Source organism: Nitratireductor arenosus (assembly GCF_009742725.1).
In the GTDB taxonomy this organism is placed as follows: domain Bacteria; phylum Pseudomonadota; class Alphaproteobacteria; order Rhizobiales; family Rhizobiaceae; genus Mangrovimarina; species Mangrovimarina arenosa.
On record NZ_WPHG01000002.1, the window covers coordinates 451,856 to 472,405 of the forward strand.

At 65.6% G+C, this 20,550-nt stretch carries 16 protein-coding genes; 10 read left to right on the forward strand and 6 right to left on the reverse strand.

The window, feature by feature from the left end; translation table 11 throughout:
• Positions 1-11 precede the first annotated feature (11 nt).
• Positions 12-905 carry an alpha/beta hydrolase family protein gene (locus GN330_RS09105; protein WP_156712369.1) on the reverse strand — a complete coding sequence of 298 codons (894 nt, stop codon included), beginning with the start codon at positions 903-905 and terminating at the stop codon, positions 12-14.
• 495 nt (positions 906-1,400) lie between these two features.
• On the opposite strand from GN330_RS09105, the gene pyrC reads away from it, so the two are divergent.
• From pyrC to GN330_RS09155, 10 genes are all read left to right on the forward strand, one after another.
• On the forward strand, positions 1,401-2,390 hold the full coding sequence (gene pyrC, locus GN330_RS09110; RefSeq protein WP_246188641.1) for a dihydroorotase: 990 nt from the start codon (positions 1,401-1,403) through the stop codon (positions 2,388-2,390).
• 46 nt (positions 2,391-2,436) lie between these two features.
• On the forward strand, positions 2,437-3,132 hold the full coding sequence (locus GN330_RS09115) for an orotate phosphoribosyltransferase (protein WP_156712370.1): 696 nt from the start codon (positions 2,437-2,439) through the stop codon (positions 3,130-3,132).
• A gap of 145 nt (positions 3,133-3,277) precedes the next feature.
• Entirely contained in the window at positions 3,278-5,215 is a 1,938-nt protein-coding gene (locus GN330_RS09120) for a LuxR family transcriptional regulator (protein WP_156712371.1), read from the forward strand.
• Positions 5,216-5,367: 152 nt separating this feature from the next.
• On the forward strand, positions 5,368-6,396 hold the full coding sequence (locus GN330_RS09125) for an ABC transporter permease (protein ID WP_156712372.1): 1,029 nt from the start codon (positions 5,368-5,370) through the stop codon (positions 6,394-6,396).
• Positions 6,396-7,271: an ABC transporter permease gene (locus GN330_RS09130; RefSeq protein ID WP_156712373.1), complete on the forward strand. Its 876-nt coding sequence runs from the start codon at positions 6,396-6,398 to the stop codon at positions 7,269-7,271. The genes GN330_RS09125 and GN330_RS09130 overlap by 1 nt, the downstream gene beginning before the upstream one ends.
• Positions 7,272-7,273: 2 nt before the next feature.
• Complete coding sequence (nikE, locus tag GN330_RS09135; RefSeq protein WP_156712374.1) at positions 7,274-8,953, forward strand: nickel ABC transporter ATP-binding protein NikE; 1,680 nt, start codon at positions 7,274-7,276, stop codon at positions 8,951-8,953.
• 33 nt (positions 8,954-8,986) lie between these two features.
• Positions 8,987-10,555 (forward strand): hydantoinase/oxoprolinase N-terminal domain-containing protein, encoded by a 1,569-nt coding sequence (locus GN330_RS09140; protein ID WP_343040481.1) that lies wholly within the window; start codon positions 8,987-8,989, stop codon positions 10,553-10,555.
• Positions 10,539-11,663, forward strand: a complete 1,125-nt coding sequence (locus GN330_RS09145; protein ID WP_156712375.1) for an S-methyl thiohydantoin desulfurase family protein — start codon at positions 10,539-10,541, stop codon at positions 11,661-11,663. The genes GN330_RS09140 and GN330_RS09145 overlap by 17 nt, the downstream gene beginning before the upstream one ends.
• The gene (locus GN330_RS09150; RefSeq protein ID WP_156712376.1) at positions 11,660-12,754 is read left to right on the forward strand and encodes an S-methyl thiohydantoin desulfurase family protein; all 1,095 of its coding nucleotides are present in this window, start codon (positions 11,660-11,662) and stop codon (positions 12,752-12,754) included. The genes GN330_RS09145 and GN330_RS09150 overlap by 4 nt, the downstream gene beginning before the upstream one ends.
• Before the next feature lie 40 nt (positions 12,755-12,794).
• On the forward strand, positions 12,795-14,366 hold the full coding sequence (locus GN330_RS09155) for an ABC transporter substrate-binding protein (protein WP_197435102.1): 1,572 nt from the start codon (positions 12,795-12,797) through the stop codon (positions 14,364-14,366).
• A 155-nt stretch (positions 14,367-14,521) separates the two neighbouring features.
• Here GN330_RS09155 and GN330_RS09160 read toward each other — a convergent pair whose 3' ends face one another.
• The 5 genes from GN330_RS09160 to GN330_RS09180 all read right to left on the reverse strand — a co-directional run bounded on the left by GN330_RS09160 (position 14,522) and on the right by GN330_RS09180 (position 20,428).
• Positions 14,522-15,235, reverse strand: coding sequence for a UTRA domain-containing protein (locus GN330_RS09160; protein WP_156712377.1), 714 nt, complete (start codon positions 15,233-15,235; stop codon positions 14,522-14,524).
• The gene (locus GN330_RS09165; protein WP_156712378.1) at positions 15,232-16,161 is read right to left on the reverse strand and encodes an ABC transporter permease; all 930 of its coding nucleotides are present in this window, start codon (positions 16,159-16,161) and stop codon (positions 15,232-15,234) included. The genes GN330_RS09160 and GN330_RS09165 overlap by 4 nt, the downstream gene beginning before the upstream one ends.
• Before the next feature lie 14 nt (positions 16,162-16,175).
• Entirely contained in the window at positions 16,176-17,684 is a 1,509-nt protein-coding gene (locus tag GN330_RS09170) for a sugar ABC transporter ATP-binding protein (protein ID WP_156712379.1), read from the reverse strand.
• Between the two features lie 318 nt (positions 17,685-18,002).
• A complete protein-coding gene (locus tag GN330_RS09175; protein WP_156712380.1) occupies positions 18,003-18,920 on the reverse strand; it encodes a sugar ABC transporter substrate-binding protein in 918 nt (305 codons plus the stop codon).
• On the reverse strand, positions 18,917-20,428 hold the full coding sequence (locus tag GN330_RS09180) for a xylulokinase (protein WP_246188601.1): 1,512 nt from the start codon (positions 20,426-20,428) through the stop codon (positions 18,917-18,919). The genes GN330_RS09175 and GN330_RS09180 overlap by 4 nt, the downstream gene beginning before the upstream one ends.
• Between the last annotated feature and the right edge of the window lie 122 nt (positions 20,429-20,550).

A 20,550-nucleotide genomic window follows, 5' to 3' on the forward strand; every position in this document is an offset into this window, starting at 1 on the left:
CCGGCGCTGTCTCAGCGCATGGCGCCCAGGAAATCGAGCACCGCGCGGCGCATTTGCGGGGTTTCCTGGTGTCCGGTCTCGGGCTGCGACAGGCGTGTAAGCGCCGTTGCCGCGCCAGCCGTCTCGTAGGCCGCGCGGGTCTGCCGATAGGCGGTTTCGACGGCGTCGGGCGGGGTGAGCGGGTCGTGGTCGCCGGTGCAGATCAGTTGCCGGCGCGGCGCGACCATGCCGGCGATGCGTCCGGTCGAGGTGGCGGCAAGCAGGCCGGGGACCGTCATATAGTGGCCGTGCAGATCGTGGGCGCCGGTTTCGATAAGGCTGTCGAGATCGGCATAGGCGCAAAGATGCGCCGTACGCGCCACGCGCGGCTCGAGGGCAGCCAGAAAATAGGCGTGGGTTGCCCCCATCGACAGGCCGAACGTGGCAATCCGGGTCGCATCGACATCGGCGCGCGCGGCCAGATGATCGAAGGCGGCCAACAGGTCGGCCAGCATCAGCCCCATCAGCGTCGCCCCGCGCCACAGCATCGCCTTGGCGAGCGCGTTTTCCCCGGACTCGGCCCGATCGCCGAAGGTCGGCATGTCGACCGACAAGGTCACCAGCCCCTCTTTCGCCAGCACCGGTCCATAGGGGCCGATAAGGCTTGGACGACCGACGAGGAGTTCCGACGCCCCGATCGCGTATTTGTTGCCGTGGGCATGGCAATATAGCACCGCCGGGCAGCGGCCGCTCGCGCGCGCCGGTCGGGTCAGCAGTCCACGTACCGGCCTGCCGTCGCCGAAATCGAATATCAGGCGCTCGACGACATGATCGCCCTCGTCGGACCGCTCGGCCGCGCGGACGATGGGCGCGCGCCGCTCCCGCGCCGGGATACGGATCAGGCTCTTGAGGTCGTCCGGGGTCATGGCGTCGTTCCGATGCGGGCCTGTCCACGGTCGGTTCTAGAACCGTTCATTCGGAAATGGAATCACCTGACGGAAACGGATTTTCGTCCAGGCAGGGAGAAATCCGCGGCGCAGCATGACCGGCGGGCAGGGATTTCGACGGCGGAGCCCGCCGGGCTCGCGTCGGAGGAAAGCCACCATTCCTTCGGTCGGGACCTTGTCGGCCAGAACTGGACCCTCGAGCTTGCCCGAGCGTGGCTTGTCGGATGTCCGGCCCCATCGTGATTGGGCTATTTTCGCGGGTCTGCCGGGCACAAAGTTGCGGATTTCGCGCGCAAGCCGGTTTTCCTGGACGCGGCTTCATGGCATTGGGCTGCTATCGTTTCGAACCGGCTCGCAGCATGGCCGCGCGGCACGCCGGCAAACCGGACGGCCGGCAAGGATCGGAAGCACAGCGTGAACAGCCTCACAATCACCAGACCCGACGATTGGCACCTACATCTGCGCGACGGCGCGATGCTGGCCGGCGTGCTGCCCTATAGCGCGGCACATTTTTCCCGAGCGATCATCATGCCGAACCTGGTGCCGCCGGTCGTAACCACGGCCGACGCGGCGGCCTATCGCAACCGCATCGAAATGGCGCTGCCGCCGGGATCGACGTTCCAGCCGCTGATGACGCTTTATCTGACCGAGGCGACCGACGCCGACGATGTTGCGCGCGGCTTCCAAGAGGGCGTGGTGCGCGCGGTCAAGCTCTACCCGGCCGGGGCGACGACCAATTCGCAAAGCGGCGTGCGCGACATTGAAAAGGTGGTGCCGGTGCTGGAGCGTATGGCCGAGATCGGCATGCCGCTTTGCATCCATGGCGAGGTGACCGACGCCGACATCGACATTTTCGACCGCGAGGCGGTGTTCATCGAGCGCGTGCTGGAGCCGCTGCGCCGGCGCGTGCCGGGCCTGCGGGTGGTGATGGAGCACGTGACGACCAAGAACGGTGTCGACTACGTGCTGGCCAATCCCAAGGGGCTTGCGGCCACGATCACCACCCATCACCTGATCATCAACCGCAACGCGATCCTGGCCGGCGGCATCCGCCCGCATTATTACTGTCTTCCGGTCGCCAAGCGCGAAACCCACCGGCTGGCGCTGCGCGCGGCGGCGACGTCGGGCGACGCCCGCTTTTTCCTGGGAACCGATTCCGCCCCCCATACCGATGCGTCGAAGCAAACCGCCTGCGGCTGCGCCGGCATCTTTTCGGCCATCAACACTATGGCCTGTCTGGCGCATGTGTTCGAGGAGGAAGAGGCGCTCGACCGGCTCGAGGCCTTCACCTCGCTGAACGGCCCGGCCTTTTACGGCCTGCCGCCGAACGAGGCGCGGATGCACCTGAAGCGCGCGGCGGACCCGATCGCCTTTCCGCCCCGCATCGAGACCGGCGAGGGACCGGTGACGGTGTTCGATCCGATGTTTCCGATCCACTGGTTCGTCGCGGACGAAGCCGGCTAGAACCCGGAACGTCCGCACGACCCGTCAACAGCCCGAGGACGAACGCATGTTTTCCAACACCTTTCCCGAACGCGCGGTGATCTCGACCACCGTGGCCAGGATGTTGCTCGAGATCGAGGCCGTTCATTTCCGCGCCGACGAGCCCTATACGTTCACCTCGGGGCTGGCGAGCCCGGTCTATATCGACTGCCGCAAGCTGATCTCCTATCCGCGCATCCGCGCGGCGCTGATGGATTTCGCCGCATCGGTGATCCTGCGCGATGTCGGCTTCGAGCAGTTCGATGGCGTGGTTGGCGGCGAAACGGCCGGTATTCCGTTCGCGGCGTGGTTGTCCGACTCGCTCGGCCTGCCGATGCATTACGTGCGCAAGAAACCCAAGGGTTTCGGCCGCGACGCGCAGATCGAGGGCGCACCGGTGGAGGGCAAGCGCATCCTGCTGGTGGAAGACCTGACCACAGATGGCGGCAGCAAAATCAAGTTTGCCGAAGCGCTCAACGACGCCGGCGCGCGGGTCACCGACACGTTCGCGGTGTTTTATTACGACATTTTTCCGGACGCGCCGGAACGGCTGAAGGCGGCCGGGATGCGGCTGCACTATCTTGCGACCTGGTGGGACGTCTTGAAGGTGTGCGAGGACGAGGGCCGGTTTTCGCCGCATGTGCTCGGCGAGGTCGAAAGCTTTCTCAAGGCGCCGCTCGCCTGGTCGGCCGCCAATGGCGGGATCGCCGAGATGACGCGCTGACCGCCGGCGCCGGCATTGGACCGGTGCCGAAAATGCGGCATTGTCCCGGCCGATAACGCTTTGGGGCACACCGCGCATGGGCGTGCAAGACGACAGGCATCAAACAGACGCCACACCGCCGGTCGCGGGCCGAGCCGACGCCGGCTTGGCGACCGACGCCGGCGCGTTGATCGCGGCCGAATTGCTCGGATTGCTCTCCGATCCGTTCAAAACGCTGTTGGAGGCGCTTGCCCGGGCGCCGGACGGCCTGGCCACCGACCTGGTCGACGCGGGCCGGGTGGTCGAACTGTGCGACCGCTTTCCCGCCCTGGTGCGGGTCGATGCGGACCGTGGCGTGCTGACCTTTCGCGTCGCCGAGGTCGCCGCGGCGTTTCGCACCGCCCTTGCGCCGATTTCGGCTCGGCAGGGAACCGACGCCGTTGCACCGGAAACAGGCGACGCGCCACGGAGCGACGGTACCGTGGCGGCGATCCTGGCGGCGCAGAAACAGGGCGATTTCGACGAGGCACTACGTCTTTTCTACGCCGGTGGCCGGGAATTCTTCATGCATTTCCATGGGCTGGACCAATGTCTTGAGGTTCTGGACGGATTTCCCGAGGACTGGCGCGATCGCCACAACGTGCTGGTCTTCGCTTACACCATGCATGCGCTCAAATCGGGCAATGTCAGCCGCGCCCGGCATCTGATCACTCGCCGCTTCGGCGCCGAGTCGCTGGATCTCAACCTGGTTCTGGACGATCGGGCCCGTTTTCCGCTCGATTTCAGGCTGTTTCGGTTCCTGATGGCCATGTACGAGGACATCGCCATCACCGACAAGTCGCGGGCGCTGGTGTTCGATGCGCTCGGCGAGGTGCCGCTCGACGATCATCTGCAGCGCGGCAGCTTCTACAACGCCATGCTGGAAGTCGCGGTGCGTCGGCGCGAATATGATTCCGCCGACGAGATCGCGCGGCGCGCGCGCCACCATTATCGGCAAGCCGATGCCCACCTGCTGGGTTTCTATGTCGATCTCTACCAGGCGATCCTGTGCCTGCTGCGCGGCGCGCTCACGGCCGCCGACAGCCATGCTCGCCATGCCGGCCAGACACTTGCCCGTGTCCCGTTTGAGACGCCGTCGGACGGCCGACTGCTGGGCCTGGTGAAAGCCGTCATCCGCTACGAGCAGGGCGACGTGCGTACCCTGGTGCGCTTCCTCAACGAGGAGTTCGACCGGTTCGCCTATGGCGAGATCTGGCCGACCGTTGCCGAACTGGCGATCAACTATGGCGGCCAGGCGCTGAGCCGGCATGTGTCGAGCGCGGCGGCGCGGGTGTTTCTCGACAAATGGCGTGTCCAGGAATGGCGTTCGAACCGGTTCCGGCTCGTCATCACCCTGCGCGAGGTCGCGATCCTGCAAAACGGCAATCGCTGGCAGGAGGCCTCCGACCTTCTCACCGCCGTGCAGTCACGGGCGAACCGTACATGGGTCGAGGGGGCGGTGGAAAACCTGATCCGTCTCGTTGACCCGCAGGAAATCGCGCTCGTGATGGCGTGGTTGCGCCATCTGATCTGGGAGGTGCCGACCCGGCCGATGCTGCGCGACCAGGTCGCCGTCCTTTTGACCAACGACCATCTCACCGACCGCCAGCGCGTGACGGTGCGCGTGTGGTCGGCTCATCTGGCGCGCCTTCACCGCGACATCACCACAGCCCGCTCCGATACGCTGAAGGCACTGGAGGCGTGTGCGCGGCTCGGCACGATCATGCCGCTGGCCGAAGAGCCGCAACTCATCCAACCGCTTCTCGACGACAAGCGCATCGGCTCGTTCGTGCTGGCTTCGAACGATGTCCGCCAGGCGATGCGCCGGCTCAAGGCGCTCGACATGCCGACCTCGGACGGGCCGCGGCGCGCGGGGCTGACGCGCAAGGAAATGAAGGTGCTGCTTCTCGTTGTCGAGGGCGGGACCAACAAATTCGTCGCCCGCCAGCTCGGATTGTCCGAGGTGACGGTGAAATTTCACCTGTCCAACATCTACCGCAAGATCGGTTGCCGCCGCCGGGGCGAGGCGATCGCGACCGCCAAGGCGCTGGGCTGGGTCGCCTGAGCGGGCGAAATCGACCAGGCCTCTCAAAAACCTATACCTATTCTATCAAAACCTATCCTATCTCGCCCTTGATCCGGATGCGGTGGTCGCGGGAAACTTTTGGCAACGACAGCGCGGCAGCCAATGCCGCCACGAGGCGGAACCGGAGGCACATGAACACCAATTGGCTCGACGTCATGCTGCGGCGGCTGCTCGGCTTCGCCGGCGTCATGCTGGTCCTGTCGCTGATGATCTTCGTGCTGGCGCGGGTGGTGCCGGGCGATCCGGCCCGCATCGCGCTCGGTCCCAGCGCCACCCAGGAGCAAGTCGACGCAATGCGCCTGGAAATGGGGCTCGACGATCCGGTCCTGATCCAGTTCGTGAATTATGTCGGCGGCGCCCTGCGCGGCGATTTCGGCCGCTCGCTGATCTCCGGCAAGCCGGTGGCGAGCGAAATCCTCGAACTTCTGCCGGCGACGCTGGAACTCGTGCTGGTGACGGTGTTCCTGATGATCGTGATATCGGTGCCGCTCGGTGTGGTCACCGCGCGCTACCGCAACAGCTGGATCGACAATACCGGCCGCTTTTTCTCCATCATCGGCGTGACGATGCCGAGCTTCCTGTTCGCCATCCTGCTTCAGCTCGCCGCGGCGAATTTCTTTCCCGGCTGGCCGATCCTCGGACGGATCGACTATACGCTGACCGCGCCCCAGGGCCCCACCGGCTTGCTTCTGATCGATTCACTCGCGCATGGCCGTTTCGACGTCTTCGCCAGCGCGCTGCAGCATCTGTTGTTTCCGGCGCTCGCGCTGGCCATGGCTGGCATCGGACAGGTGACCCGCATCACGCGCTCGGCGATGATCGAGCATCAGCGGCGCGACCACGTGCTGACGTTGAAATCCTTCGGCGTGCCCGACCGGGTGATCATTTTCCGTTATCTTTTGAAACTGTCCTCGATCGCGCCGCTGACCATCATGGGCCTGGAATTCGCCTCGCTGATCGGCAACGCCTTCGTCGTCGAACTGGTGTTTTCCTGGGGCGGGTTCGCGTCTTACGGGCTGGAGGCGATCCTGCAGAAGGACCTCAACGCGGTCATGGCCGTGGTGCTGGTCTCCGGCTTCTTCTTCATCGTGGCCAATCTGATCATTGACGTGGTGCTGCTGATGATTGACCCGCGCCTGCGGTTCAAGGAGGCGCGCTGATGTCGGCTCCCGCAATGCCGCAGCCCGAGGCGCTCTCGACCCGCTACATGGCGTGGTACCGGTTCACCCGCAATCCGGCGGCGGTGATCGGTGCGTTCATGGTCGTCACCGTCATCCTCGCCGCAATCTTCGCGCCGCTGATCGCGCCCTATCCGGACCATGTCGGCGCGGTGGTCGATTTCCGCAACCGCCACGCCGCGCCCGACATGGCCCATCTTCTCGGTACCGACAAGGTCGGGCGCGACATCTTGAGCCGCGTCGTGTTCGGCTTCCGGGTGTCGCTGTTTCTGGTCATTGGCGTGCTCGGCGTCGCGGTGCCGGTCGGAGCGGCGCTGGGTCTGGCCGCCGGCTATTTCAGCGGCTTGACGGAGCGCATCATCACCGGCTTCACCAATGTCATGCTGGCGATCCCGCCGCTGGTCATGGCGCTGGCGATCGGCAACGTGCTGGAGCCCAACCTGGTCAATGCCATGCTGGCGATCACCCTGTTGTGGTGGACCTGGCACGCGCGACTCGTCTACCGGGTGTCGAAATCGATAGCGGCCGAGGATTTCATCGAGGCCGCCAGGCTCGCCGGCGCCAGCCATTGGCATATCCTGACGCGCGAAATCCTGCCGAACTGCATCTCGGTGATCTCGGTCAAGACGACGCTGGACGCCGCCTTCGTCATCCTGTTCGGCGCGACGCTGTCCTTTCTCGGGCTCGGCGTGAAGCCGCCGACGCCGGATCTCGGCTCGATGGTCGCCGACGGGCGGCAGTTCCTGCCGGAGATGTGGTGGGAGGTGCTGGCGCCGGGTTTCGCCATTTTCTACGCCACGCTCGGCTTCAACCTGCTCGGCGACGGGCTGCGCGACATGTTCGACGTGGAGGCGTGAGGATGGGCAATCTGCTCGACATCCGCGGCCTGGACGTTGCCTTCCGCACCTATGGCTTCCGCGCCCACATCCTCAAGAACGTCTCGTTGTCGATCCCCGAGGGCGGGCGGGTCGCGCTGATCGGCGAGACCGGGTCCGGCAAGTCGGTCACCGCCAAGTCGATCCTCGGCACCTTGCCCGGCAACGCGCATGTGGAAGGCGGTTCGATCCTGTTCGAGGGCCGCGACGTGCTGCAGCTTGCCGAAGCCGAGCGCGACCGCATGAAGGGCACGGCCTTTTCCGTGATCATGCAGGACCCGCTGTCCTCCTTCAATCCGGTCTTCCGCATCGGACGCCATCTCGACGACGTGATGCGCTTTGCCGACATGCGGCTGGGCGAACGGTCGGGCGCGGCGGAGCGCCAAAAACGCATCTACGAAGTCTTGCGCAAGGTCCAGCTCTCCGATCCCGAACGGGTGTTTTCGGCCTATCCGGCGCAATTGTCGGGCGGCATGCGCCAGCGCGTGCTGATCGCGCTGGCGCTGTTGCACCAGCCCAAGCTGCTGATTGCCGACGAGCCGGGCACGGCGCTCGACGTCACCACCCAGGACGAGATCATGAAGCTGATCAACCGGCTGGTCTCCGAAAACGGCCTGTCGTTGTTGATGATCACCCATAATCTCGGCGTGGTGCGCCAGATGGCCGACGACATCTATGTCATGCGCCACGGCGAGATCGTCGAGCATGGGCCGCTGCGCCAACTCTTCACCAGTCCGCGCGAAGATTATACGCGTCAACTCGTCGATGCGATCCCGCCGCTCTATGGACCGAAAGTGGTCGACCAGCCGCCCGTCGAGGGCGAGGCGATCATCGCACTCACCGGCGTGTCGAAGGTGTTTTCCGAGCGCCGGCTGATCGGGCGCGGCAGCGAGCACATCGCGGTCAAGGATGTCGACCTGACGATCGGCAAGGGCGAGATTTTCGGGCTGGCGGGCGAATCCGGTTCCGGCAAGACCACGGTCGCGCGCATGATCATGGGATTGATCGCACCGAGCACCGGCGAGATTACCGTCGACGGCGTCAAGATGGCCGGTACCGGCCGCAGCGACGCCTTCCGCCACCTGACCCAGATCGTCTACCAGAACCCCGGCACGTCGTTGAACCCGAAGCGCACGGTCGGACAGACGCTATCGGTGCCGCTGCGTTTTGCCGGGCTCGAGCGGGTGCGTTTCGACGCGCGGATCGCCGAATTGCTGCGCCATGTAGACCTGCCGGCGCATTACGTGTCGAAATATCCGCACGAATTGTCCGGGGGACAGAAGCAGCGCGTGGCGATCGCCCGCGCGCTGGCAGCCAACCCGAAGATCATCGTGCTCGACGAGCCGACCTCGGCGCTCGACGTGTCGGTGCAGAAAAACGTCATCGCGCTTTTGCAACGGCTGCGCGACGAGCTTGGCCTGACCTATCTCTTCATCTCCCACGACCTGTCCTTGATGCGCAATTTCTGCAGCCGGATCGCGGTGATGTTGCGCGGCGAACTGGTGGAGGAAGGCGAACCGAGGACCGTCTTCGCCAAACCGGCCCATCCCTATACGCGGGCGCTGATCGCCGCGGTTCCGGTCATGGCCGACGAGGAAGAACAAATGAAACCCTCCGTCTCGGCGGAGGAAAGAAAGCGTTTTCTTGTCGATGCGGTCGCCTGAACGCCGCCGGCAAATGAAGAAAGGAGAAATGCGGTGTATCGTCTGGGTATCGACGTAGGGGGAACCAATACCGACGCGGTGGTTATGCATGACCGCGAGGTGCTTGCCGGCGTAAAGGCGGCCACGACGGAGGATGTGACCTCCGGCGTTCTGGAAGCGCTGGACAACGTGCTGTCGAAGGCCGGCGTCGACCGCGCCAAGATCGCCAATGTGATGATCGGCACAACCCATTTCACCAATGCGGTCATCGAACGCAAACATATCAGCCCGGTCGCCGCGATCCGGCTCGGACTGCCGGCGACCGCCTGCCTGCCGCCGATGGTCGATTGGCCGGAAGACCTGCGTGAGGCTGCGGGCAATCTCGGCTATCTGGTGCGCGGCGGCTACGAGTTCGACGGGCGCGAGATCGCACCGCTCGACGGCGACGAGATCGACCGCATCGCCGACGACATATTGGCCAAGAAGATCAGCTCGGCCTCGATCAGTTCCGTCTTCAGCCCGATCAACCGGCAGATGGAGGTCGATGCCAGGGATCGGTTGTTGAAAAAGTGCCCTGATCTCCAGGTGGTGCTGTCGTCGGATATCGGCCGTATCGGGCTTCTGGAGCGCGAAAGCGCGGCGATCATGAACGCCAGCCTGCTGGCGCTGAGCGAACGCACGGTCGACGCCTTTGGTTCGGCGCTGAAATCGACCGGCTTGCACTGTCCGTTCTTCATCACCCAGAACGACGGCACGCTGATGGATGCGGCGATGGTCAAGCGCTTTCCGGTGCTGACTTTCGCGTCCGGACCGACCAACTCCATGCGCGGCGCGGCGTTCCTGACCGGCATCAAAAACGGCATCGTCGTCGATATCGGCGGCACGACCACCGATGTCGGCGCGTTGCAGCTCGGCTTTCCGCGCCAGGCCGCGACCGTGGTCGACATTGGCGGCGTGCGTACCAATTTCCGCATGCCGGACGTGTTCTCGATCGGTCTGGGCGGCGGCTCGCTGGTGCGGCGCAGTCCAGACGGAACGGTCACGGTCGGCCCGCAATCGGTCGGCTACCGCCTGACCCGGGAGGCGCTGGTCTTTGGCGGCGACACGCTGACGGCGACCGACATCGCGGTCGCCCGCGGCGAGGCCGAGATCGGCGACAAGTCGAAACTCGCCTCGGTCGGCGGCGATCTCGCGCAAGGCGCCCGCGAGGCCATAACGGCAATGCTGGAAGCGGCCGTGGAGCGCAGCCGGATTTCGCCCGAACCGCTGCCGGTGATCGCGGTCGGCGGCGGCTCGATCCTGATGCCGGACCGGCTCGGCGATCTCGAGGTTCTGCGGCCGGACCATTTCGCCGTCGCCAACGCGGTCGGCGCCGCGATCGCGCAGATCAGCGGCGAGGTCGACCGGATCTATTCGCTGGAAAATGGCCTGACGCGCGAGATCTGCCTGAAACAGGCCGAAGAGGAGGCCACCGAAAAGGCGATCGGCGCCGGCGCTGCCGCCGCCACGATCGAGGTCATCGAGCGCGAGGACGTGCCCTTGGCCTATCTGCCGGGCAACGCGACGCGCATCCACGTCAAGGTGGTCGGCGAGATGGGAGGCGGCGATGCTCTCCCGGCCTGACAAACTCTGGACGTTGACGGAAGCCGACATCGAGGCGCTGGAGATCGGCTCGGCGATCCTGGGCACCGGCGGTGGCGGCAATCCCTATATCGGCAAGCTTAGGGCACGCCAGGCTTTGCGCAGCGGCAACACGCTCAGCGTTATCAAGATGCAGGATCTGCCCGACGACGCCAAGGTGGTGTCGCTCGGCGGCATCGGCGCGCCGCTGATTTCCTTCGAGCGCATCAAGGAAGGCCGCGAAGGGCTGCGCTGCGTGCGCGCCCTGGAGGAGCGCCTCGGTTTCAAGGCCGATGCGATCGCCTGCGAGGAGATCGGCGGCCAGAACGCCATGGAGCCGCTGATCACCGCCTCGCTGGCCGGTTTGCCGGTGGTCGACGGCGACGGCATGGGCCGCGCCTTTCCCGAAATGCAGATGACGACCTATTCGATCTACGGTCATCGTTCCACGCCGTCGGTGATGTGCGATCCGCACGGCAATGTCGTCATCTTCGACCACGCGATCTCGGAGAAATGGCACGAACGGATGGCGCGCGCCTGCGTTATCTCGCAGGGCGGGGCTTCGACCCTGGCCAGCGCGCCGATGAGCGGCGCCTTCGTCAAGCGGTTCTCCATCCCCGATTCCTACACCAAGGCGGTGGGGCTGGGCCGCGCGGTGATGGAGGCGCGTCAGCGCCATGCCGACCCGATCGCGGCGATCTGCGAGATGGAAAACGGGCGGGTCTGCTTCACCGGCAAGATCAAGGATCTCAAGCGGCATCTGAAGGGCGGCTTCGTTACCGGCGAGGCGATCATCGAAGGCTTCGACGGCTGTAACGACCAGACGGCCGCAGTGCTGATCCAGAACGAGAACCTGGTGTTCAAGCGCGACGGCGTGGTCGAGATCGCCGTGCCCGACCTGATCATCATTCTCGACATCGACACCGGCAACGCCATCACCACCGAAATGCTGCGCTACGGCCAACGGGTCGCGGTGGTGGCCTTGCCCTGCCACCCGCTGCTGCGCACGCCCGAGGCGCTGGAGGTCGTCGGCCCGAAGGGATTCGGCTTCGACGACATCGCCTACCGGCCGATGGAAGCGGACGATCCGACACAAGGGAGCGCCACATGACGACATTTACGGTTTCGGCCGCCGACATGGAGCCGATCGCGCTGGGGGGCGCGTTTTTGGGAACCGGCGGCGGCGGCGATCCGCATATCGGCAAGCTGATGGCGCGCGCGGCGATCGAACAATACGGTCCGGTGCGTGTGATCGATGCCGAGGAGGTTTCCGACGACGCCTTGTGCGTGCCGGTGGCGATGATGGGCGCGCCGACGGTGATGGTTGAAAAGCTGCCGCGCGGCGACGAGGCGCGCGAGGCGCTGACCCAGCTCGAGACCTTTCTCGGCCGCAAGGCCGATGCGCTGATCTGCATCGAGGCGGGCGGGCTCAACTCGACCATTCCCTTCGCGGTCGCCGCGGCGACCGGGCTGCCGCTGATCGACGGCGACGGCATGGGGCGTGCCTTTCCCGAGCTGCAGATGGTGAGCTTCACCATGCACGGGGTGGCGGCCACGCCGATGGTGATCGCCGACGAAAAGGGCAATTCCTCGGTCATCAACACGATCTCGAACCAATGGACGGAAAAGCTGGCGCGCGCCCAGACGGTGGAGATGGGCGGCGCCGCGCTGGTGGCGATCTATCCCATGCAGGGCGCACGGATGAAAAAGGGTATCTTGCGCAACACGCTTTCGCTGATCAAGGAGGTCGGCGAGACGATCGCCACCGAGCGGGCGCAAAACCGCAATCCGGCCGAGGCGCTGATCGCCAGGCTTGACGGGCGGCGCCTGTTTACCGCCCGCGTGGTCGACATCGAACGGCGCACGACTGGCGGGTTCGCGCGCGGCAAGGCTATCCTGAAGGGAGTCGACGCCGACCAGGGCCGGAGTTTCTCCGTCGAATTCCAGAACGAGTTCCTGATCGCCCGCGACGGCGAGGGGACCGCGCTTGCCACCACGCCCGACCTGATCTGCGCCCTCGACGCCGACGGCGGACTGCCGATCACCACCGAGCAGCTGCGCTACGGGCTTGCCCTGTCGTTCATCGGCATGCCGAGCGACCCGCAATGGCGCACCAAGGCCGGGCTCGACCTCGTTGGACCCCGCTACTTCGGCTACGACCAGGATTTCGTGCCGCTGGAACAACTCACGAAAGCTGCCTGACGTTTAGGAACCGCAACCATAATATCCAGAGGAGAAAGCCATGAAACGCATGCTTCCAGTCGCTCTTGCCGCCCTTTTGGGCACCAGCGCGCTGGCGCCCGCCGCCCTTGCCCAGGACAAGGTGTCGCTGGTCGTCAACGCGGTGCAGATCTTCGGCACGGTCGATCCGGCCAAGGTCAACGACTACACCGAATATATGGCGATCGTGAACCTCTACGATGCGCTGACCACAGTCGACGCGACGGGCGCGGTGGTGCCGCAGCTCGCCGAAAGCTGGGAGATTTCGGACGACAGCAAGACCTACACGTTCAAGCTGAAGGCCGATGCGACCTTTCAGGACGGCACTCCGGTCGAGGCCAAGGACGTAGTCTATTCGATGCAGCGCCTGCTGGCGATCAATGAAGGCCCGGCCTATCTGTTTTCCGGCCTGGTCGAGCCGGATGCCGTCAAGGCGCTCGACGACCACACGGTCGAAATCACGCTCAACCGCGTCTATGCGCCGTTCATCTCCAACACGCCGTTGATCCTGGTCGTCAATTCCGACCTGGTGAAGGAGAAGGGCGACGGGGAATGGGGCGAGACCTACCTGGCCGACGCTTCGGCCGGCGCGGGACCCTACAGCCTGGCGAGCTGGACTCGCGGCTCGCAGATGGTGATGGAACGCTACGGCGATTATCACATGGGCTGGCCGAAGCAAAAGCCGATCGACGAGTTGCGGTTCGTGATCACGCGCGACGAGGCGACCGTCAAGGCGCTCGCCACCAAGGGCGAACTCGGCATGTCGTCGCAGTACCAGTCGAACGAAACCTATGAGGCGATCGACAAGCTCGACAATTACAAGATCATCGCCGCCGACACGGCGACCGGCTTCTACATCAAGCTCAACAACCAGGTGGCGCCGACCGACGACGTCCATATTCGCCGGGCGATCGCCTATGCGACCGACTACGCCACGATCCGGGACGTGATCTATCCGGGCGGCGAGTTGAAGGGGCCGTTGGCGCCGGTGTTCGCCGACGCCCATCTCGACAGCCTGCCATCGCCGGAATTCAACCTCGAGAAGGCCAAGGAAGAGGTCGCCAAGTCGAAATATGCCGGCGATACGCCGATCAAGCTCGCCCACGCCTATGTCGCCAAGACCGCTTTCGAGGAAGAGATCGGGTTGTTGCTCAAGTCGACGCTGGAGACCATCGGCTTCGAGGTCGAGCTGCAGCCGGAGCCGTGGAACCGGATCACCGAACTGGCCTCGGCGGTCGACACGACGCCGGCTTCGACCCAGGTCTTCTACGGGCCGACCTATCCGTCCCCGGACTCCGTCTTCTATGTCCAGTACCATTCCAAGGCGAAGGGCACGTGGTCGTCGATGGAATGGGTGATGGATCCCGACATCGACGCGCTGATCGACAAGTCGCGCGGCGAAACCGATGTTGAGGCCCGCAACGCGATCTACAAGGAAATCCAGCAGAAACTGCATGACCGGCAGTCCGACATCTATCTGCTGACCCAGAAGAAGCGGTTTGCCGCCAATAGCTGCCTGCAGGGCTATGCCTGGGTGCCGATGCAGAGCTGGGACACGGATTTCTCGCGCTTCTGGTGGGATTGCGAAGGATAGCCGGAACACCCGGTTGGAGCGAGCGGCCGGCGCCCCGTGCGCCGGCCGTTTTTTGTTGCGGCTTTGATTCAAGGACTTATCGGCTTGAATCATGCCTTGGTTGCAAGTGCCTGGAAGGGTTGGCGTTTTGTGTGTGCCTGCCGATTCCGGCCGCGTCAGTCATCGAAACGGAAATAGCCGTCGCGCACCAGCGAATCGGAATATTCGACCGGCCGGCCCTCGGCGTCGACGACCAGCCGGCAAAGCCGCAACAGGCTGGCGCCGGGTTCCAGGCCGAGATCGGCGGCCTGGCCGGGCGAAGCGGCGACGGCGGAATAATGCTGCGAACCGATCCTCAGCGTGGCGCCGGTGGCGCGGCGGATCAGATCGTAGAGCGAGTCCCGCATCAGCCGGTCGACGGGCAGCGTGTCGGCGACCCATTGCGGCAGCACGCTGGCCTGGCGGACCACGGGCCGCCCGTCGAGCAGCCGCAGACGTTCGATCTCGGTCACCGCCGTGCCGACGGCAAGCCCGAGCGCGCGGCTTTCGGCAAGGCCGGAACTGCGGCGCGCGACGCCCAGAACGCGGGTTGCTGGTGTCATGCCGACCTGGCGCGCGGCGGTCGGAAAATCGTCGAGATTACGGCCCTGGCTCTCGATGACGCGCGCGCAATAACGTGCGTTGCGACCCTGTCCCTTGTCGATCAGGCCGTCGTTTTGCATCAGCGCGAGCGCGCTGCGTACGGTCCGCCGGCTGACGCCATAGCCGCGCGCGAGTTCGTTTTCGGGAGGCAGCGTATCGCCACGACGCCACAATCCGGTTTTCAGTTCGGCGGCGAGGCGTTGCGCCAGGCGGCGATAGGCGGGGGGTGTTCGTGGCGCGCGCGTCACGATGCCCGGTGGCCGATATTGCGCACCAGAACGGCGCCGATGATGATCAGGCCGGTAAAGATATCCTGCAGGTAGTTCGGAACGCCGAGGATGGTCAGCCCGTTGGCGACGACGGCGATGATCGCCGCACCCAGCAGCGTGCCGAGCGCATTGGCCTGACCGTCGCGGAAAGCGGTCATGCCCAGAAAGACGGCTGCATAGGCCTGCAGCAGGAAGCCGTTGCCGCCGGTGGGATGGGCGCTGCCGAGGCGCGCGGTCAAAAGCAGGCCGGCGATCGCGGCGAACAGCGAGCACAGCGCGAAAGCCCACACGCTGTTGTAGGTGACGCGCACGCCGCTCAGCCGGGCAGCCTCGCGGTTGCCGCCGATGGCCAGGACCCGGCGGCCGAGTTCGGTCCAGTCAAGCACGAACAGGGCGAGTACGGTTGCCGCCAGCGCCCACAAGGTGAGCACCGGAACGCCGGCGAGCGTGCCGCGGCCGAGGTCGCGGAAGGCGACCGGGATGTTGCCGAACAGGGTCGCGCCGTCGCTGATCCAGAAAGTGATGCCGCCGATCACCGTGCCGATGGCGAGGGTGACGATGAAGCTCGGCATGCGGAAGGTCGCGATCAGATAACCGCTGATCAGCCCGACACAGAAGCCGGCGGCGAGCGTGGCCGCGATCGTGACGGGCACGCCCCAGCCGGCGCCGAACAGGCTCACCGACACGATGCCGGCCATCGAGACGACCGCGCCGACCGACAGGTCGAATTCCGACAGCGCCATGACGAAGGTCGCGCCTAGCGCCACGATCGCCAATAGCGACATCTGCTGGGTGATGTTGATCAGATTGGAGGCCTGCGCGAACGAAGCCGGCGAGAGGGCCGAAAACAGGGCGATGATGGCGACGAGGCCGATCAGCGTGCCGTAGCGAGCCGAGAATGCCAATGTCAACTCCCGATCTATGAAGCCATGCCGGACCGCGCTGGCGCGTGAAACGCGGCCTTCAGCACCGTCTCGCGGCTGACGCCCGAATTGGCGATGTCCAGTGTGACGGCGCCCTGCGCCATCACGACGATGCGGCTGGCGAGCATCAATAATTCCTCGATATCGCTGGTGGCAAACAGCACCGCGGCACCGCCGGCCGCGCGCGCCCGGCATAGGGCGTGAATATCCGCCTTGGAGCGGATGTCGACGCCGCGGGTCGGCTCGTCGAGCAACAACAGGCGGATGTCGTCGTCGAGCCAGCGGCCGATCATGATCTTTTGCTGGTTGCCGCCCGAAAGCGTCGAGATGCGGTCGTCGAGACGACCGAATCTGACGGCGAGCCCGGAGAGAATCGCGTCCACACCGGCCCGCAAGCGCCTGTGCGACAGAACGGGCAGGCCGCGATGGGCCCGGTAACGGCCAAGCCGGGGCAGGGCGGCGTTGTCGAGGATCGATTGGTGCATGATCAGGCCGGTGTTGCGCCGATCTTCCGACACATAGGCGACGCCGGCCGCGATGCGTGACCTTATGCCGGTGCGGGGCAGGGCGCTGCGATCGAGCACGAGCGAACCCCGGCAGAGCGGATTGGCGCCCCAGATCGATTTCAAAAGGCTTGAACGCCCCGACCCGACGATGCCGTAAAGTCCGACGATCTCGCCGCCGCCGATGGTCAGGTCGATCGAGGGCCGGGCGGGGGCGACCCGAAGGCCGGACAATTCCAGCATCGTCGCGCCGCCGGTTGCCGACGCGGCGCGCGCCCGCTGTTTAAAGGCCTGGCCGGCCATTTCGGCGATGATCGCCTCGCGCGAGGTCTCGGCGAGCCGACCGTGATTGACTGTTTTGCCGTTGCGCAACACGGTGAAGTCGTCGGCGACGGCAAACACCTCGTCGAGCCGGTGCGACACGAAAATCACCGCGGTGCCTTGGTCGGCCAGGCGCCGGACGATGGCGCGCAGCGTCTCGGCCTCGGCCTCGCTGAGCGAGGCGGTCGGCTCGTCCAGAACCAGGATCTTCGCCTTGTCCATAAGCGCGCGCAGGATCTCCACGATCTGGCACTTGGCGACCGAAAGCCGGCCGACAGGGCGGTCGATATCGAGGTCGAGGCCATACCGGTCGCGTACCGCGGCGAAGCGTTTTCGCATAATCCGCCAGCGCACCAGACCGAAACGCTTTTCATAGGCGCGTCCGACATAGGCGTTCTCATAGGCGGTGAATTCGGGCACCAAATTGAGTTCCTGATGCACGAAGCGCAGGCCCGCGTCCTCGGCCGCGCGCGGACTGGCCGGCGCATAGGCCGCGCCGGCCAGGCGCATCGTGCCGGCGTCGGGCCGGTGCGTGCCCGACAGGCACTTCAGCAAGGTCGACTTGCCGGCGCCGTTTTCGCCCAACAGCGCGTGCACGCGTCCCGGCGCCACACGCATGGCGACGCCGTCAAGCGCGGTGACGCCGCCGAAGCGTTTGACGAGACCGTCCAGTGCGAGCATCGTGGCTAGAGCCGTTCCTGTTTGAATGGAATCGTTTGACCGCCGGGATTTCGCAGTCCGGCCAGGAGCGCGTGGCGATGCGGTGCAGGCACCGTGAGCCGCGTGCGACGCTGTAAGACGTGCGAAAGACCTAGGTCGGGCGATTGCGGTTTTAAAGGCGATATCAAAACCACAGGACGCTCCAGGTCTGGACGGCTTTTGCGCCGCGGCCCGTGTCGAAGCCCTTGCCCGATATTGATATCGCGCTGCGGGCTTCTCCTTGCGGAGCGAAAATCCATTCCATCAAACTGCTCCCAGCTAAAGAGGAACGGCTCCAGGTCAGCCGTCGCAGGTCGCATCGAGGCTCTTGCGGTCGACGACCATGGCGTCGACGAAGATCTCGGGATTACTCGGCGCCTCGCCGGCCATCACCTTTTCGATTTCGGCGACCGCGGTCCGCGCGATAGCGGGAAAATCCTGCCTTACTGTCGCGACCAGATTGGTGCACTGGCCGATCAGATCGATCGCCTGCGGGTTCCCGTCAATGCCGGCGATCGCCATCTTGGACGTCGGCATGTCGCTCTGCACGGCGAGCAGAGCGCCGATCGCCGGCTCGTCCCAGGCTGCCCATACACCGTCGATCTTGTCGCCGTGCTGACGCAGGAAGGTCTCCATCGCCTGGCGGGCATTGTCGATCGGACCCGGAACCTGGACGTAATGTTCAGCGATCACGGTGACATCGCCGTTCTTTTCGAGTGCCTCGTCGAGCGCCAATTCCCGCTGACGTACGCCCGGGTGGGCGGAATGGAAGAATTTGACGATATTGCCCTTGTTTCCAATCGCTTCGAACAGATAGTCCGACAGGATTGTGCCGAGGGCGAAATTGTCGGTGGTGATGTTGGCCGTCACGCCCTCGGCGAGCGCGCCGTCGAGGATGAAGACGGGGATCTTGCCGTCGGACGCCGCCTTGATCTGGTCGCCGATCTGGTTCGGGTCGACGCTGACCAGCACGATCGCGTCCACGCCGGCATTCGTGACGTCCTCGACACGGCTCGCCAATTGCTGGAAGTCGCCGCGCGTGTCGACGACATTGACGGTCCAGCCCTTGTTCTCGGCGTCCGTCTTGAAGGTTTCCACCATCTCGTTGGTGGCCACCGAGCTAAGATAAGGTGTGAGCACCGCGACATCCTCGGCAAGGGCGGGCGTGGCGGCTGTGAGCCCCATCGCGATCGCGCCGATCGACAAAGTCCGTTTCATCCTGTCCTCCTGTGGTCGTGTTCCTGGTCGAAGCGTCCGGCCGGACGCAAAGCGGGGGCGATATCACGCGCGAAACGCGACAGGCCGAGATAGGTGCGGTAGCGCCGTTCGCCGCGCTCGGCGCGTTCGGGACGCGGCGGCACGGTTTCGGCCGGCGCGAGACGCCGGTGGTCGGCCAATGCCAAGCCGAGCGGGCCGGCCACCATGCGCAGCAGGCCGAACGCCGTCATTTCGCGGCTTCCGCTCGGTACCATGACCGGGCGGGCGAGGCTGTCGGCCAGCAATTGCCGCTGCAGCGCGTGGCGCGCGCCGCCGCCGATGATCGTCAGGGGCGAGGGTGGCAGGCCGGCCGTGTCGAGATTGTGGCGGATGGCGAAGGCGATGCCTTCCATCGCCGCGTAGGCAAGCGCGCTGGAGCGCTGGCTGCGGTCGAGACCGAGAAAGCCGCCGCGCACCGCCCCGTCCTCGAACGGTCCGCGTTCGCCGGACAGATAGGGCAGGAAAAGCGCCTCCGGCGGCGAGGCGTCTTCTTCCGTCGCCCGCTCAAGCAGTGTGTCGTGGTCGGCGCCGGCGATGTCGCACACCCAGTCGAGTGCTGCGCCGGCGGTCAGGAAGGGCGAGATGACGATCGCGCGGTCGGCGTGGACGGGGTCGGCGAGCGTATAGATGTCGCGCGGCGGCGCGGCGTCGGCGAGCGGCAGGGTGGCGGCGACCCAGCCGGTCGTGCCGATATAGGCATAGGCGGTTCCAGGCCGGTCGGCCAGAGCGCCCCAGGTGGCAGCGGCCGCGTCGCCGGCGCCGTTATAGACCGGCAGGCCCGGCGCCAGCCCGAGTTCGGCCGCCGGGGCCGGCAACAGCGTGCCCACCACGGCATCGGCGGGCAGGATGTCGGGCAACATGCGCGGCGCGAGGTCGGCGCAGTCGAGGAGCGCCGTGTCCCAACGGCGCGAGTGGATATCCATCAGCCCGGTGGTGGAGGCCGTGGTCGGGTCGATGGCGGCGCGGCCGGTCAGCCGCAGCGCGAGCGCGTCCTTGGCGCCGAACAGCAGCCGGACATCGCCGGCGAGCGTGCCGGTGGGCAGATGCCGGTCGCGGGCGATCAGCTTGACGATGGTGTGGGCCGGATCGGGATGGTTGCCACAGCGGAGTGCGTAGTCCGGCGGCAACTTTTTGTACACGGCCGCGGTTTCGAAGGAGGCAAGCCGTCGGTCGGAATAAAGGATCGCCGGCGCCAGCGGACGGCCGTCAGGCGCGGCGACGATCAGGTTTTGCATCGAGCCGGTCAGTACGAGCGCGGTGATACGCTGGCGCTGGTCGAGCGCGCTCACCGCCGCGCCGAGCGCGCGCCACCAGTCCTCGGCATCCTGTTCGCTGCGTCCCGTGGCATCGGAAATCGTGCGCAGCGGGTGCGACGCGGCCTCCACGACCATGCCGCTCGCATCGAACAGAACCGCCTTCAGCGCCGAAGATCCGGCATCGACAGCCAGCAGGCCTCGCTCCAAAGCCATTGCCCCTTATTGTTATCGTTGCAGACAAGGCGACCGGGAACGGCGGGTTTGTCAACCGTGATCAGGCGGGCGCGCGTCTTTGCGTTCCAAAACGGACGATCCCTTCCCGAAACGGATGATCC